Origin of the sequence: Microcystis sp. 49638_E5 (genome assembly GCF_021300285.1) — a bacterium.
Classification (GTDB): Bacteria; Cyanobacteriota; Cyanobacteriia; order Cyanobacteriales; family Microcystaceae; genus Microcystis; species Microcystis aeruginosa_C.
On record NZ_JAJTDH010000079.1, the window covers coordinates 1 to 16,583 of the forward strand.

The following is a 16,583-nucleotide window of genomic DNA, read 5'->3' on the forward strand; positions in this document are numbered from 1 at the left end:
GGCACCCCCCTTATTAAGGGGGGACTAAGGGGGGATCGGCACCCCCCTTATCAAGGGGGGCAGGGGGGATCGAACCTAAAATCCATTTTTAATTTAATTATAACCAGCTACTTACTATTCATCTGTTGATTCGGCGACGCCTCTTCAGAGAATATTCCAGCTATGATAGGAAACATTGTCTAGTTGGGAAAAAACATGGTTCAGTCTTCCGAAAAAATTGAAGTTAAGTACGGGGAAAGAGAAATTGCCGAAGGAACATTAATTACTTTCCCCAATCCACGTCCGGGCAGAAATTACGATATTCAGATTACTCTGCCGGAATATACCTGTAAGTGTCCCTTTTCTGGTTATCCCGATTTTGCCACTATTTATCTTAGCTACGTTCCCGATCAAAAGGTGATGGAATTAAAGGCGATTAAACTTTATATTAATAGTTATCGCGATCGTTATATTTCCCACGAAGAAGCAATTAACCAAATTTTAGATGATTTGGTGGCCGCTTGCGAACCCTTGCAGATGAAAATTAAGGGGGATTTTCATCCCAGGGGTAACGTACATACCGTGGTGGAGGTGATGTATAAAAAAGAATAGCATAATTTTCTAGTTTGGGGATGGGTTAGCCCCCATCTCTAGCTGTTCTAGTTTTTGTTGTTCAAGTTTTTTGCTGTCGTCGTCTTCAATACCCATTTTGAACTTTTCCTCTATACTTAAAGCTTAAATATTATACCATTTTTCAAAAAGTGTCTCCTACTTAGTAAAGGTACAGTTTATGCAGTAAAAAGGCAATGAGTGGAGTCCTTAATATTAATATTGCTGAGTCGGTAGAAGAATTAAAATCCTTTTCCGTGAGGTATTTTGGTGCGGTATGTCGGATTTGCTGCTTAATTAGGGTCTGCTGAAAAAGTTTTTCCTAGGGGCAGGGTGTAGGGTGTAGGGTGTGGGGTGTGGGGTTTTACCGATTTTGAGGGGGTCAATTACCTAATTTTCAGGGAAAAAGTAAGGGTTTGCGGCAAAAAGTTTGTTGGTGGGGTTAGGAGTCAGGAGTCTCCGAGTCAGTAGCCGGTCGTTTCAGGCTTTGTTGCCCTCTTTTTTGTACCAGTTTATGTACTATGAAGAGAATAATGCAAGGTTTTTGAATGTCCCAATCCTATTTTCTTGCACTAACATCAGATTTTAACAGGTCAAAAGCCTTATTTTCAAAGGGTTTTACCATTATTCAGCAAGTCCTAATTGAAACCAAAAGGGAAAAATATCTGGGCTTTCTTCTAATAAAAAAATTGAGATAAAATTTGGTTAATTTCCTGTTGTATTGTTTGTGTTGTCCAACCTAGTCCATTAACATCCTTAGGGCGTGTTGCTACAACCCAAAATTCAATTAAAATTTGAGAAGTAATCAAACATTCTCCTCCTTGTCTAATAATCATGTCAACAACATTCATGATTAGGGGATAACTTGATGAGTTAGGGTCACTAGCTCGTAAGAGAATGTTAGTATCCAGTAAATATTGAGTCATTAGTCTTCATAGATAGTGTCACGGTGTAAAGCTTCATCGGGTAAAGGGGGATTATTAGAGGAATGGCTTTGTACCCAACTCATCCATTTAGCGGCTCGCTGTTCAGGGGTAAGAGTCGGATCTGGCAAAGGAAGTGAAGTTTTGGGGATGAGAGATTCGGTGAAAGATAAGACTTCTTGTTGTTTTTCTAAGGGAAGTTTTCTTAGGTTTTTAATGATAACTTGTTCAATATTCATGTGACTTAGACTAATAGGCAACCATATCAATCATATCCCATGCCGCAATTTCTCTATATTTAATAAATCTTTACATTTCTCTCCCCAACTAGCGATTAATTTTGGCTTTTTGATTGTACTGATAGCGATCGCCCCCCTCACAGTTAGGTCAAGTAACAGCCCAACCCAACGCCAAGGGCGGACAGCAAAAAAAATACACACTACCGCACCAAAAACTGTATCTTAAGCTACGATTTAATAAATATTTACATTCCTCTCCCTAGCTTAGGGATTTACTGGGGAAGGAGTCTCAGGTGGTTTCCTCTGTCTTACTTGTATAGTCATTTCAATTAAGATTGAGAATATCAATCCCAGAGTTCATAAGGGTTTTGTCGGTCTAGAGTCTATCAGACTTATCTGAAATGACTATAAATATCACCACGAAGACTGATCTCAGTGATGATGAAAAGCTGTTCTTCTCGATTGACTTGTATAATCGCCCCTGTAGGTTGGGTTGACCGAAGGAAAACCCAACAAGGCATAATTCGGTGGAGTTTTTGGGTTTCGTTCCGAGGGCCCGACCTACGAAACTGAATTTTCCCCCTTAAATTTTAACTTAAATAGGGTTTGCTGAATAAATCTAAAAACCTTGTTGGATAAGGCTTTTAGACTTTTTTGACCTCAAAAAGTGCCGACCATTGGAGGGATCGGGGGTAAAATTCAGGTACTTTTTCCTGCCCCCACGAAAAACTTTTTCAGCAGCCCCTAAATAGGGTGCGTTCCCCATGATCAAACGATGGAGTAACAAGGATTGCATCAGGGAACGCACCCTACCAGCGACAGAGCGATCGCTCTTGAAGCAATTGTCAAAACGCCCACACCATCGGTCAAAGCAAGGAGGCATCGCCGCCGGGGTTGTCTCTTTGATCGCCGCTCTCTCAACGTCAAGTGCCGACTCGGCAGCGATTATACTCGATTTGATCTTTATTGAGCGTTTAAGTCCCATTAGTTTTATCTTCAGCAATCTTATGGAGAACAAAAACATTATCTTGCTTTAAAAGCAGCCATCTTGCAAAAGGATAGCGTTTGACTTCTTTATAACCTTCGAGCAATCCAGAAGAAATCATGTAGTCATTACGATTTACCGACCAGTAACTTTTACCCCGCTTCCTCGGATATTTTGGATCGTTTAAATACCAGCTATTAAATTCGTGTCCACCATTAATATATTCAGGAGTAACTCCCTGCTCCATCAAATCATTTAATGCCTGCCACCGAGTTCGATTCCAGGCTAAGTAGTCATGGGTTGCCGCCATAGTAAATCCGCCCCAAATAAAGGTCATTGTCAAGGCAAAAGCAGTTATTTTTTGGCCAATATCTTGCTCGTTAATATAATTATTTGAAATCACTAAAAGCACCATAAATAATGGTAAAAGAAACAAAAGGTAACGATCGAGGGGATAACTTACTCCAAAAAGAAAAATATATATCAATATTGCTGAAAGTATTAGTACTTTTAACCATTTTTCCGATTCTGAAAAAGTTTGAATGATTGCTAAACATAAGTAGTAAAGCAATAAAAGCGCCCCAAGGACACCCATAGCCGTGATTATCAACCAAAATATTTTTAAACCAAGGGAATAGGGTGGATAACTTACCTTCAAGGGATCAGGATATCGAAGTGTGAAAGGACCTAAGCCAAAATAAGCTAGGACATTTCCAATCAATGGCATAGTTTGGCGTCGCCAAATCAATCTACCCATCACGACAACAAAAAAGCTAGATATAATCAAGATCGTTATGGTTTTCTGTCGGCGAGATATTTCTTTTAATTTTTTTACGAAAAAGATCGCTATAATAGGGAAAATAAAACAACCTATGTATATCAGTGAAATCATGATAATGTGGTTGCGAAAATCTAATTGTCGTGTACTTAACACATTCTCTGGTATTAAGCGAGTGCGACCGGTAGAATAAAGCCAGTTTTGATAAAATCTATGCAGTAAAATCCCTGAAGAAAATATGACAAAACTAGCAAACAAAAACTTTATTTTAAATCTTTTTTTAAACGAGTATGCCAGGGCAAATGATAAAAGAATCACTATTGCGTACTGGCGAATCAAAATATTGACATAAACTAAGCAAAGACCCAGAATAACTTCACTTATTGATTCCCGCTTCAATCCCCTGATCAGAAAATAGAAAGATAGGATACTTAAAGCCAGAAAAGGAACGTCGGTCATAAAGCTGTTAGCTAATCCAAAGTATAGAGGATTAACCACTACCAGCAAAGCGCCCAACAAAGAGATTTTCTGATTGGCATTAACTTCTCTAAGCAGCAGGTAAGTACCAATCGCACCGATTAATCCTAAGGTTAAAGTTGAGAAGCGTAATGCGGTAAATGAAAATCCAAAAGGAAGGCAAAATAAGGCTCCCCAAAAGGCTTGAAAAAATAGGTTAGCATGAGCTGGACTGGGAAAGCTGAAATCACCTTTCTCCAGAATCGATTTTACGGCTAGTCCATAAACCCAGTCATCATTAAGAGGAAAATTACCCAAAGGATTGACGACAATTACCATCACAGTCCATATCGCAATAATTATTAAAATATTGACAATATCAGCTTTTTTTTGATGACTAAAATAGCTCCAACTTATTACATCTGTTTTGTTCATGGCTCTAATCTTACGAAAGGAAAATAGAAGCAAGCTTCATTTATCTATGATACGGCCAGGGTTGTCTCTTTCATCGCCGATCTCTCAACGTCAAGTGCCGACTCTGCAACGATTATACTCGATTTGATCTTTATTGAGCGTTTAAGTCCCAATAATTGCCCCTTAGTGGATATTTCTACAAATTTGAGCTGCAACCCAGCCAATGGAGGTTAAAGATTGCTTGATAGATGGGATTATGGACCCGCAGCTGGCCTTGATCTTTGATCACTAACCCCGATAAAAGTAACTCTTTTTCTGGGGGGCTATCCTCGGCAATCACCTCTTTTTCCCTTAAAATCCGTTCATAGAGTCTCAGGAGCAACTGGGAGCGATGACTGTTGAGGAGCCGGTCGCGAATAGTCCGCAGATGTTCCGGTTCATCCTGAGCCTCCCAATTGTCAATGATCTTCTTCTGTACCAAGTCCTCAATCCAGGAGGCCTCACCATTGGGGGGAATCGGCGAGGTAGCGGTGCGAATTAACTGACAGAGTTTTTGGGTCAGAAAGGGTTGGCCGTTTGTCCAGGCAAAGACTTCTTTTAAGACAGTTTGCGGGTTAGTAAATTTCTCGGCCAATCCGCGCAGTAAAGGCTGGGCTTCGTGTTCCTTAAAACCCTCCAATTGAATCGAATGACCGATATTAAAAGGAGTGATTTGGTGGTCGGTAATTAAATCGGAGGGGGTGACAACACCGAAGAAAGCGAAGGTCAAACGCCGATAGAGCGGGTTAAAACCGCGCTGGTTATAGCAGGAACGAATCAGGGCAAAAAAGTCATTAACCGCGAAATTTAAGCCCAAAACGCTATCAATTTCATCGATAAAAATCGCGATCGGTTTCGGGGGAGAACCTTCCACGATCCCCACTTCCAGCAATAACACTTCTTCGATAAATTCCCCCAAGCGCTGTACTGCCGAGACATCTTCCCGTTCTTGCCACCAAGCTTTGAGATTGACCCTTTTGAGCAGGCCAAAACGTCGTCCTAACTCGAAGGCTATCCCCTTGTACCATTGGTCGGGAGTGACATTTTCACTGCCGATGCGGGTTAAATCAATGGGAGCGCAACAGATGCCCTCGTGTTGGAGGTGATCGATCATGCGTACCATTAAACTAGACTTACCCATTTGACGGGGATTGAGGACATAGCAAAAATCGCCGCGTTTGAGGGCCTTATAGAGATAACGGTCGGCGGCGCGGACCACATAGGTGGGGGCATCCATGGGTAAACTGCCCCCCACTTGGTAGTCAAAGGTGCTAGATTCTTCGCTACTTCTGAGCAGTTCATTTTCAAACAGTAATTTTGCTTGGGTGGCTTTGAGAATTTCTAGGGTTTGGCTGAGTTCCAGGGTGCGCTCCTGCACTTTCTGTTCTAGGGTGCGGCTATACTCGGCTAATTCTTCGGTAAAGCGAATCCGTTCCGCTTCTGCCTGTTTTCGTTCGCTAATATCGGTAAAAGCGGTGATCGCATAGATAATTTCTCCTTTTTCGTCAAAAACAGGCGTGGCATACACTTCTAGGGGGATAATCTTCTCTCCTTGGTGAACTTCTATATCATCCACCGTGTTTTTTTCCCCCCTTAAAGCTCGGAAAATCGGATGGTATTCTGTGGGATACAATCGATCGGTTCCAGCTTGATATAACTGATAGGTTTCCCCCAACTGATTAGCCGTGGTGATATTAACTATCCCTTTTCCCAAAATCTCTTGGGCGGTTTGATTGGCATAATAGGGTTGACTGCCAGCATCGAGGACAAATACCCCCACTGGCATGGCTTCTAAAAATTGCGCTAGTTGTCTCTGTTTGGCTTTGATTTCGGCGTAGAGTTTGGCGTTAGTAATTGCGATCGCCGCTTGGCTGGAGAGCAGTTGCAGCACTTCCAATCTTTCTTGGGTAAAAGCCCCGACGGTGAGATTATTTTCTAGATAGACAATTCCCCGCAGTTGTCCTTGGTCGAGGAGAGGGGAACAGAGCAGCGATTTGGTTTGATGGGTTTTAATATAGGGATCGTTGCTAAAATTGCCCTGATGGGCGGCATCGTTATTAAGAACGGTTTGACCGCTCCGGGCTACATAGTTAATAATTGAGACGGGAAGATGTTCTTCGATGGCATTAGATTTAAAGACTGTCACCCTGTCTTCCTGCACTGAACCGGAGGCTTCAATCAATAGTTGTCCGCCACTTTCTAGGATAAGATAGCCCAGCTGCGCCCCAGCATTTTCGATGAGAATTTTCATCAGGGTGGCGAGTAATTGATCTAAAACTATCTCGCTAGAAATGGCTTGGGATGCCTTCATAATCGTGGCTAAATCTAACAGATATCCCGAATGACTAACTGAATTTTTTCTGGTGGTAGTTCTCGTGGTTTCGGTCAGGGAATTGACACCATAATTATTGACCATTAACTGAGAATAGCGGCTTTCTATATCTTTGACTTTAGCGGTTGCTCCCCAAAGAGAATAGAGATAAGCAGCTTCATTGATGTAGGTTTTGGCAATTTTTACTTTACCCCAATCGAGATAGAATTTCGCCGCTAGTTCGTTAGCCAGTGCCTCTTCATTAATGTATTCATTTTCCTTGGCTTTAGCGATGGCTAGATCGTAGTTTTCTATGGCTTCTAGATAGGATTGCTGCACCCGATCCTTTTCCGCTTGCACTAAATAAAATTTATGGAGATAGTTAGGGGGTGCTTGATTAGCCCATTCCCACAGCTTTTTCTGATTATTCGTCACCCGTTCTAATACTTGCTGTTGTTGGTCATTGTCCAGATGATTATAAATAGCTAAATGGGCGAGGGAATCATAGAAGTTATGCAGAGAAATCAAGAAAGTGGCGGTAGCTCCCCCTAGATAATTTTGGGCTTGATTAGCATTTTCGATGGCTTGTTCGTACTGTCCAAATAGATAACAAAGGTATAATTTATTAAGAAATAAAGCACAGAGACCATAGAGATCATTAGCCTCTAGATGGTAGGATAACATAAGAGTTTCTTGATAGTATTGTCCTTCTAAAAGACCTGGATTTTCCGAGCGTCCCAGCAGATTTAAAACTGTTTGTCCGTAGATTTTTAGATAGTTGCGGGGGTTTTCTTGTTTGAGCTTAACAAAAGCCAGATCATAGTTAGCTATTTCTCTAGCTAATTCGGTTAATTCCTGTCCGATAAAGGCGGAATGAAAACAGTAAAGATAGGCGCAGGTTGTTCCGTAGTAGAGATCGCCCATTTCTAAACCAGTTTGATAGGAAGATTTTAACAAGGACAGGGAATTTTTAATCGGTTCTTTCCAGATACTAATAGTGGTGGAAAAGACGGCAATTATTTTCGGCATCAGGGCTTTGGTATGAAATTTATCAGCAATGTTTAAAGCCAATTTTCCAAATTGATAACCCGTTTCCCAATCGTCTAAAAGACCACAAAGAATTAAGCCATAATTGACATAAGTAAAAGCCGCTAGATAACTGTTGCCGTACTGAATTGATAAGTTAACCTGTTTTGATACTAGGATGGGTAAGAGATGAGGGACGGCAATAAAAACAGGAGAAAATATAGCACTTGCTATCTTCATTATTGCTAATTTTTTTTCCTCATTTATCGGCGGTAAAGTAATTAAATCTTCTATATTTTTACCCGCTAATTTTTGCCGAGTTTTAGTGAGTTCTTCTTGGATATCTGATGATTGTAAGAATTCAGGAATCTCGAAATCAAAGCTTTTTAGGACAGATAAGCCAATTTGTACCGCTTTTAGTTCTTGATTTTGGGCGTGATAAGCTTCGATGATTACTTCATAAACTTTGATTTTATCGAGGGTGGTTTTTGCCTGTTTTAACACGAGATTAGCCCAGCACTGCATCTGCTCAAAATCTCCACTTAAATAGGCGATTTCTGTGGCTTCAGAATAAATATCTAAAGTCAGTTGATAGTTATTTTTCCAGCTTGATTTTTTGAGAAGTTTTTGAGCGATTTTAATGTATTTTAAGGCTCCATTTTGGGCATTAGCGGCTTTTGCCTTTTGGGCTGCTAGTAAATTCAAGTTAGCCACTGACTCCCGTTCTTTTTCCTTGCTAATTAGTTGATAACCAAGATTGAAATGATCGACTATTTTAAAAATCTTTTCCGATAATTCTTTGGCAGAAGTATGCTGCCAAAGTAGGCGACCAATTTTTAAATGAATTAAAGATTTTTGGCTGTCTTCGATGAGAGCGTAAGCTCCTTGCTGAATGCGATCATGAGCAAATTTATATTCTTGAATGAGTAATTGTTCATCTAATTCTGAGAGGGGAATAATTAAACCAGCTTCGCTACTAGAAGTTAAAATTGGTAAAAGTTCTGGGGGTGATTTTTCAGAGATTACTGCTAGAATATTTAAATTAAATTCTGAGCCAAGACAAGCGGCTAAACTTAAGACTTCTTGGGTTTCGGGAGGCAATTTCTGCATTTTGCCCATCATAAATTGAATCAGATTATCGGTACTGCCAATCCTTTGAATTTGACCGAGATGCCATTGCCAATAGCCCCTATTATTGTCGGTTTTAGTGGTTGTTTCCTGCCCCGGTTGGAAAAATAGCAAATTTTCCCAGTAGATGGTTTTGAGAAATTCATTGACAAAAAAAGGATTACCGTGGGTTTTTTGCCAGACTAAAGCGGCCAAAGATTGCACATATTCTGGTGAATGATTTAATGTCTCTGCAATTAACTGATTGACCTGTTCAAGCCCCAGAGGTTTTAAAATAACTTGATTGATAATTATGCCCCCCTGCTCTAATTTATCCAGGGTAGCGGTTAGGGGATGGGTGGAATTAATTTCATTACTGCGATAGGAGCCAATTAAAAACAAATAGTCCATATCGCCATCGAGCATAATTAATTCTATTAACTGGAGACTAGCCAAGTCTGCCCATTGCAAATCATCGAGAAAGATGACCAGAGGATGTTCCGGGGAACAAAAGACCCGAATAAAATTTTTAAAGACTAAATTAAAGCGATTTTGAGTAGCGATCGCTCCTAATTGTAACACCTCTGGTTGTGGACCGATAATTAATTCTAGTTGGGGAATCACATCAATAATAACCCGTGCATTCGCCCCCAAAGACTTGAGGAGTTTTTGTCGCCATAGTTGCAGTTGTGGTTGACTTTCCCCCAAAAGTTGCTTGACGAGATGAGTCAAAGCACTAACCACGGCAGCGTAGGGAATATCGCGCTGAAACTGGTCAAATTTACCGGAGATAAAAAAGCCGCGTTTTTCAGTAATTGGCTGATAAATTTCCCTAACCAGGGTGGTTTTACCCATGCCAGAATAACCCGTAACTAGCATCAGTTCGGTGTGAGAGGAGTTTTTATCCGCCGTGGCTACCCGTTGAAAAGCAGTGAGGAGAGTGGCGATTTCTGCCTCCCTACCGTAGAGTTTTTGGGGAATTTGGAACTGATTGGCTAGATCTTGCCTAGCGATAACAAAATCATCAATTTTACCCGTTTTTTCTAGTTGTCTTAAACATTCTTCTAAATCTGCTCGAATACCATAGGCACTTTGGTATCGTTCCTCCGGGGTTTTAGCCATCAGTTTCCTGATGATTGCCTCCACCACCGGGGGAATTTCCTCCCTGACGAGACTATTAATCTCCAAAGGTTGTTTTGCCAGATGACAGTGAACTAATTCCAACGCATCTTTAGCCCGAAAAGGTAATTGTCCGGTGAGAAGTTCGTAGAAGCTAACGCCCAAGGAATAAAAATCCGTGCGGTAATCGAGACTGCGATTCATCCGTCCGGTTTGTTCGGGAGAAATATAGGCTAAAGTCCCCTCCAGGACGTTGGGATTTTTTAGCCCCGGATTTTCCCGCTGCAGGACGCTGGCAATGCCAAAATCGATGATTTTAATCTGTCCGGTTTCGGGGTTAAGAACTATATTGGCAGGATTAATATCTTTGTGAATAACCTTGGCGTTGTGAATTTTCTCTAAATTAGCCACTATTCGGGGTGCAAGACTTAAAAAGTCCCTTAAGGCTAGAGTTTTTTTGCCCTCTAGCCATTTTTTTAAGGATATACCCCCGAAATCTTCCAAAATAATCACGGGAGTTCTGCGGTAGGTTTCTAAACCATAGGCTTTAATCGCCCCCTCGAAGTTGAGGCCGCAGATGGTTTTATACTCCTGTTTGTAGTGGGTTAGTTCTTGGACGGTGGGATATTCTTGCTTGAGGATTTTGAGCATAACCGGTTGATTATCGGCGGTGCGAATAGCCCGATAGACTTCCGAGTTAACGCTTTCGTAGATTTGGGTAAGAATGTCGTATCCTTTGAGAACAATCATTTTTTTACTCGGCGATTGTAAACGGCTGCGGGTCTCCCCAAGAAAAATTCTACGGGAACTAAAACAAGACTCCGCAAGGCTGACAGGACTTGATTTACCTGTGAGACGGAAGGACGGGGAGAAGGCAGCACCTGCTCGAAATACTCGGAATGCAAGGTAAAACCAAAGTGAACATCTTCCGGCAAGCTCAGTTTAGCAATCGGTCCGTCCTTGAGATTGTCAGGGTTAAATAACCAAGCTTCTAATACTTTGGTCGGGGTTAAAACCGTCGTCAATAGATAGCCCTGTTCTTGGGGAATAAACTGAATGCTATCTAAAATATAGCCATCGGGACAAACATAAAAATCCAGTAGTCCCCGACCTAAATGTGATACATGAGTATCACTGGCATTTTTTTCTTGGCTAATCTGTTGACTTAACTGATTCCAATCCTTATCGAAGGGAACCTTGGCTAATACCGAGGGCAAGTCATGACAGGGAAGTTCGGCATCGCTGAGGATGCGATTGCTTTGGTCGCGACAATCCATATACTGACGACGACAGATTAATTCGCGCACATAACCGAGATAAATTTGATAAATGGCACTGTACCCCTGTTCCGATTCCCGCGGGTCGGCGGTGTAGAGACTGGTACAGAACCAACCCGGATGGATGAAAGCTTGTTCGCTCATCACCCTGGCATCTTCGATAACCACTTTGCGCAGCACTCCGGGGTCAAAGGAAAACATCCAAGGAATGCCGTGGTATTCGGGGGGATAACTCTGACCGGTAAAATGTTGGATATCGTCTTTTTCGATCGCTTCGGTTAAACTAATAGTGGCATTTTGGATGGCCACCAGCTGAATTTGACCGTTGATACTATGGTAATTACAAAGGAAGTGATAACTGTCACCATTGAAGGTAATTAATCGCGAGGGAACGGTGGTTTTTTCTTCCTTGAGATCTTGACGGTTAACCAGATAAATTTGAGTTTTCGGATAGGTTTCTTCTGGCTTAATTCTGATACCTAATAGTTTGGCTACTCCCATCTGAAAAGGCATATCGGGAATCATGATATAATCTTCGGTGACGATGACCGAATGGGGGCTACCCTCGAGGATAGTTCCCTGTATTTTCCAGGGTTTAAGTTTTTTTTGTTGATCCCAAACAACAATATACACCGATGAATCTAAATCTTTTAACATACCTCCCGATAAAAGTTTTAGCTTTAATTCACAGGTGATAAATTCTTTGGTCTTTTTGTCGTAGAAGGGGTGAGCGGTATTTTCTAGGACTGGGAAAATAGACAAAGGCACGGAAACAATATGTTGGTCAAAATAACCAATCGGGGTGATAGTATCAAGGGAAACGGGATCCACTTCCCAGTAACGTCCAGCATCGGCGGTGAGAATTAATCTGGTTTCTTCTAGTTGTTTATCTTCGGCAACTTTTTCTAGTTTAACCATAGCAGTATTCGCTATTTCCGAAGAACCTAAAATGCTGACCACTGCGGGAAAAGTAGCTCGACTAATATTAAATATCGGTAAAACTTTTCGCCAAAAACTATCCCAAGTTTTCAGTTTTTTACTGTAAACGTTAACTTGATTATTTTTCCCTTGCAGGTCCCATCTAATAATTACACCCTCGCCAGAGAACAAATGACGGTCATTTTCTCTATGAAAAGGACAGACGATAAAAACGTATCCCGACAGATTTTCCGGCCAATGTCCCTCGGTAACTGTGGCGACTGCTTGATATAAATTGTTCTCATCCGGTTGACCTAGTTGCGAGCGACTAAAATTGCTAACGTTGACAGTATTTTGGACAGTATCTTTGATTGACATATTCATAAGTAGAGTTTGCGGCAAAAAGTTTGTTGGTGGGGTTAGTAGCCGGTCGTCGGTCGTCAGGAGATAGGATTCAGAAGTCAGGATTCAGGAGCCAGGAGACAGGTTTTAGGTGTTGGGGTGTTGGGGTTTTGGGGTTTTAGTTCAATTTCCCCACTTCCCCACCTCCCCAATTCATAATTCATAATTCATAATTCCCACTCCCCCCACACCCTACACCCCACACCCTACACCCCACACCCTCACTGATAACTGATTACTGTTTACTGATAACTGATAGAGGATTTCACCTCTAAAAAATAGCGTCGATACAATTCATAGCCTGGTACGACTTTATCTCCCGATTGTTTGAGTAGCCCCATACTGCTGAGTTTGTAAGCGAGAATTGGGTCTAATTGTACGGGTTCCACCGCGCTCATCACCCGGTCGAGGGCTTTTGCTAGTTCCGGCTGTTGTTCTAATACCGCCCAATGGCGCCGCAGGTGATGGGCATAGATCCCCGTGACGGAGGTGGCACTGGTTAATATTTGCGTCATGGTTATTTCCTCCCGACTGAGATAGTAGAGGGCGGTTTGCACCAAAGCTGGGTGTCCTCCCACCAACTCCATCAATTGCTTGACTTTTTCCTGATTTTCCCAGGTGAGTTGATAACGTTGGGCTAATTGTAATACCTCCTCAAGACTAAAATGACTTATCTGTGCGGGGAATCCCACGTTAAAGGGGGATTGATTGAGCTGCAGGGGAACATAAATTTCTGTGGAATGGACGACGATAAGACGGAGTTTTTGCCAGATAGGCAGGGTTTTGGCTTCTTCGTACCAAGAACGCAGCAGCGGTAAAAAATCCTTGGCCACTTGGGGATGTTCAAAAATCTGATTAAGTTCATCGAGAGCGAGGACAATGGGGGCGGTAATTGATTCAAGGATATAGTCCTGGATATAGGCGGTACAGCTAATCTTGCTGCCTAAATCCTCATCCCAATACTCATCTAATTGGGGTTTTAACTGTAGTTGACGAGCGACATTGGCACACAACCAGCGCAAAAATTGGTTTAAATCAGCCAAAATCGTCTGGTCTACCTGTTCTAAGTTCAAACTCACCGTGCGGTAGCCTTGCTGTTTGGCAAAATCGAGCATTCTCAAAAGTAGGGAAGTTTTGCCCATTTCTTTCGGGGCTTTTATCCGCACTAAAGCCCCCGGTTTCTTGATTTCCTGCCTTATCTGTTCTTCGAGGGGAAGACGTTCTAAATAAAATGGGGAACCAAGGGGAACTGCCCCATTGGGATAGGGGGGCAATGTGTCCAATTTTTCGCTCTTGGCTGCCGAATTAACCGGAATTTTGTCTTGAGGGGGTGCTGTTAGCTGAAAATTCAGGGCGGCGATTTCTTGCCAGTCCAGGCATAATCGACGACAAATTTGGGCAAAAGTGGCTTGTTCTACCGGTTTACCGGTCAGGAAGTTGCTGACAATACCGAGACTAAATTCAGCTTCTTTAGCTAAGGATCGTTGACTGCTAAAGCCCTGCTTTTTCACGGCTAATTTAACTTGATTGAGGCAGTGTTGTTGTACTCTTAGATGGCCCGACATGGAATCTCTCATAAGAATTAGGGAATTATGAATTATGAATTATGAATTATGAATGGTTCTTCGGTTGGTGCTATGCAATTTTTGTCAATTGTTTTCTATCTAGAACGAACTAATCAATTAAGTCTCTTGCCAGATAAGGATTTAGTCGATTTATGCCACCCGATCAAACCATACCAAGTAACGAAGAACCATAAAAATAATCTCCTGACTCCTGAATTCTGTCTCCTGACTTCTGAATTCTAACCCAATGGTAGATGTTGGATTTTGCAGGAGTTCTATTTTTCGACAAAGATAAGCAAAAATTATCTATTGACTCCAAAAACTTGAGAATATTTAAATTAACATTTCGCAATATTTACAAATTCTTAAGAATTAATTGAGAAAGATTTTTATTTAACGACGGTGTTGCAATGGTTACAGCGATTTGATAGAATTTCATAATGGGTTTTTCTGTGCTTTTTTAAGCTGCAATGGTTGAAACCCTTGCCACACCTACAAGGTAATCCTAATTAAGACGGGTAAATCAGTCAATTTCACCCACAACGATGATCTTCTTTTTGTGTAGTTTTATTGCAAAAAAAAAGTTTTTTTGACAAAAAGCACAAAGTATGATAATTACTCACCCTATTTCTGGCTGCCAGTAGTTATTGCAGAGTGGGAGTTGGGAAGCTTTTCCAGTAATCAGTGGACTGAAAACGCAAATCTGACAACTGATGACTGATGACCCCTGGTATGAGCATGATGTCAGAGAGCCGCCGCTAATTGCTGTCTTTCACTTTCAGGGTGTTCTTGACGCACCATCTCTACATATTTATTCCCGCTTTCAGGTTGTATTCCTCTACCGAGGATAAGGCGATCGCTCCAATGGGTTGTTCCACTGATTTCCCTTCTAGATCGAGCGTTGCTACAGCCAAAAGAGATTAGAGATTTAGGAATCTCTCGGTCAATCTTGTTCTTAACAAGCTGTAAATCAACGGGAAACTGCTTATCTTGACTAAAAAAAACCCGATTCTAAAGTCCCAAACCGATCTAGTCGGGTCAGGTAAGTGATATTTATTTTGGATTTTGGATTTTGGATTTTGGATTGTCTGTTGGCACTAGATTGTCAAAGCGATACTCTCTCCCTCACAATCCGAATTCCTTCCCAAGCTGGCATTTGTCCTGTTTGTCGTTCAGTTATCAATCTTAAGAAAGCATAAAGATTAAAAGCTTCATAGCTTTTGGCAGCATAAAGATTACTCAATTTTTGACATTTAGTATCAGTTAGTTTTACATCTCGTAGAGCCTGATTATTTTTGAGGGCTGCATCATAAATATTTGATAATAAATAAAGTATAAGAAATACTAATAGTGAATAAAACCGAAATAAATCAACAACGCAATTGCCTTTATGGTTAAGTTCGTATTCGAGAATAATATTAAGATCGGGGTTAAGTAAGTTATAGACAATACTATATAGGTCACGATCAGCAATGCGATTGGGGTTAGAGTTAAGGACAGAGTAGAGAGTCTGATATAAATTACAATTAAGGTCAGAGGTAAGCAAATATTCAAGAATGCTATCAAGATTACGGTCATTAACGTTGTCGATTAGACAGTCGAGAATATAACCAAGATTGTTTTTAATAACTTGATTAAGTCTGAGATTAAAAGCACTGTTTAATTCAGAAGTAAGCTTGGGGTTAAGGTCAGAATTAAACTTAGGATTAAGGACGTTATTAAGAACAGAATTAAGATCAACTGTTAGATCAAGAGAAAGATTTTTTAGGGAAATGATATCCAGCTTCTTTAGAGGATTCTTTGTAGAAACGATCAAGTTAAACATTAGATCAAGAACGAGTTTTTCCAGGGAAATGGAAATGATATCCAGCTTCTTTAGAGGATTCTTTGTAGAAATGATATCCAGCTTCTTTAGAGGATTCTTTGTAGAAATGATCAAGTCAAACAAATTCATTTGCCATTGTTGCCATTCAACTTTTTCTATGCCATAAATTCTCTTTTTTTCTCCATCTTTTACCCAACATCCTATTTGCTTTTCTGGGGCTGGATGTTCTTCTATTTCAGTTAATGTAGGTATTCTGTATCTAAATCCTAATTCCGACTGTTTTTGGGTCAGCCATTCACAAAATTTTTCTGCATCACTTGCTCTTATTCCAGTAATTGGCTTTTGAGCATATCCAGGTGGAAATCTATAACCTTTCCAGTGTTCGGGTTGATAACTTTCACCTAATTCTCTCTTCTCATCAATAAACAACTGATATTCGGCACAAGTAATATAACTCTTATCAATGAATAGATTATTATCAATACGCAACAAATTATGGCTCTTCGTTACCCTTTATGCTAAATCAACAGACAAGATGCCAAGATAACATACTTCTAACCCAAAAATTCCGAAAGTTTCTAAAGCCATAGCCTCTCCGTTTTATTAGTTTA

11 protein-coding genes are annotated in these 16,583 nt (G+C 41.0%); 2 read left to right on the forward strand and 9 right to left on the reverse strand.

Annotated elements, in window-relative coordinates; translation table 11 throughout:
* Positions 1-195: 195 nt before the first annotated feature.
* The gene (gene queF, locus LW728_RS18255; protein WP_002783291.1) at positions 196-591 is read left to right on the forward strand and encodes a preQ(1) synthase; all 396 of its coding nucleotides are present in this window, start codon (positions 196-198) and stop codon (positions 589-591) included.
* A 674-nt stretch (positions 592-1,265) separates the two neighbouring features.
* On the opposite strand, the gene LW728_RS18260 is transcribed toward queF, so the two are convergent.
* The 7 genes from LW728_RS18260 to LW728_RS18290 all read right to left on the reverse strand — a co-directional run bounded on the left by LW728_RS18260 (position 1,266) and on the right by LW728_RS18290 (position 14,159).
* Complete coding sequence (locus LW728_RS18260) at positions 1,266-1,514, reverse strand: type II toxin-antitoxin system VapC family toxin (protein ID WP_287767550.1); 249 nt, start codon at positions 1,512-1,514, stop codon at positions 1,266-1,268.
* Positions 1,514-1,750, reverse strand: coding sequence for a hypothetical protein (locus LW728_RS18265; RefSeq protein ID WP_043997694.1), 237 nt, complete (start codon positions 1,748-1,750; stop codon positions 1,514-1,516). Before LW728_RS18265 ends, LW728_RS18260 begins: the two co-directional genes overlap by 1 nt.
* Positions 1,751-2,369: 619 nt before the next feature.
* Positions 2,370-2,735, reverse strand: a complete 366-nt coding sequence (locus LW728_RS18270) for a hypothetical protein (RefSeq protein ID WP_287767561.1) — start codon at positions 2,733-2,735, stop codon at positions 2,370-2,372.
* Positions 2,725-4,404 carry an ArnT family glycosyltransferase gene (locus tag LW728_RS18275; protein ID WP_287767553.1) on the reverse strand — a complete coding sequence of 560 codons (1,680 nt, stop codon included), beginning with the start codon at positions 4,402-4,404 and terminating at the stop codon, positions 2,725-2,727. The genes LW728_RS18270 and LW728_RS18275 overlap by 11 nt, the downstream gene beginning before the upstream one ends.
* A gap of 175 nt (positions 4,405-4,579) precedes the next feature.
* Positions 4,580-10,735 (reverse strand): AAA family ATPase, encoded by a 6,156-nt coding sequence (locus tag LW728_RS18280; RefSeq protein WP_287767556.1) that lies wholly within the window; start codon positions 10,733-10,735, stop codon positions 4,580-4,582.
* The gene (locus tag LW728_RS18285) at positions 10,732-12,564 is read right to left on the reverse strand and encodes a carotenoid oxygenase family protein (RefSeq protein WP_287767559.1); all 1,833 of its coding nucleotides are present in this window, start codon (positions 12,562-12,564) and stop codon (positions 10,732-10,734) included. The genes LW728_RS18280 and LW728_RS18285 overlap by 4 nt, the downstream gene beginning before the upstream one ends.
* A gap of 260 nt (positions 12,565-12,824) precedes the next feature.
* Positions 12,825-14,159 (reverse strand): AAA-like domain-containing protein, encoded by a 1,335-nt coding sequence (locus LW728_RS18290; protein ID WP_287669048.1) that lies wholly within the window; start codon positions 14,157-14,159, stop codon positions 12,825-12,827.
* Between the two features lie 36 nt (positions 14,160-14,195).
* On the opposite strand from LW728_RS18290, the gene LW728_RS18295 reads away from it, so the two are divergent.
* The gene (locus tag LW728_RS18295) at positions 14,196-14,390 is read left to right on the forward strand and encodes a hypothetical protein (protein ID WP_071839409.1); all 195 of its coding nucleotides are present in this window, start codon (positions 14,196-14,198) and stop codon (positions 14,388-14,390) included.
* Here the strand turns inward: LW728_RS18295 and LW728_RS23285 are convergent.
* Together LW728_RS23285 and LW728_RS18300 are read right to left on the reverse strand one after the other, a co-directional pair.
* A complete protein-coding gene (locus LW728_RS23285; protein ID WP_353736999.1) occupies positions 14,311-14,499 on the reverse strand; it encodes a hypothetical protein in 189 nt (62 codons plus the stop codon). The two genes, LW728_RS18295 and LW728_RS23285, sit on opposite strands and share 80 nt — an antisense overlap.
* A 753-nt stretch (positions 14,500-15,252) precedes the next feature.
* Positions 15,253-16,464, reverse strand: coding sequence for an SUMF1/EgtB/PvdO family nonheme iron enzyme (locus LW728_RS18300; protein ID WP_287669045.1), 1,212 nt, complete (start codon positions 16,462-16,464; stop codon positions 15,253-15,255).
* Positions 16,465-16,583 lie beyond the last annotated feature (119 nt).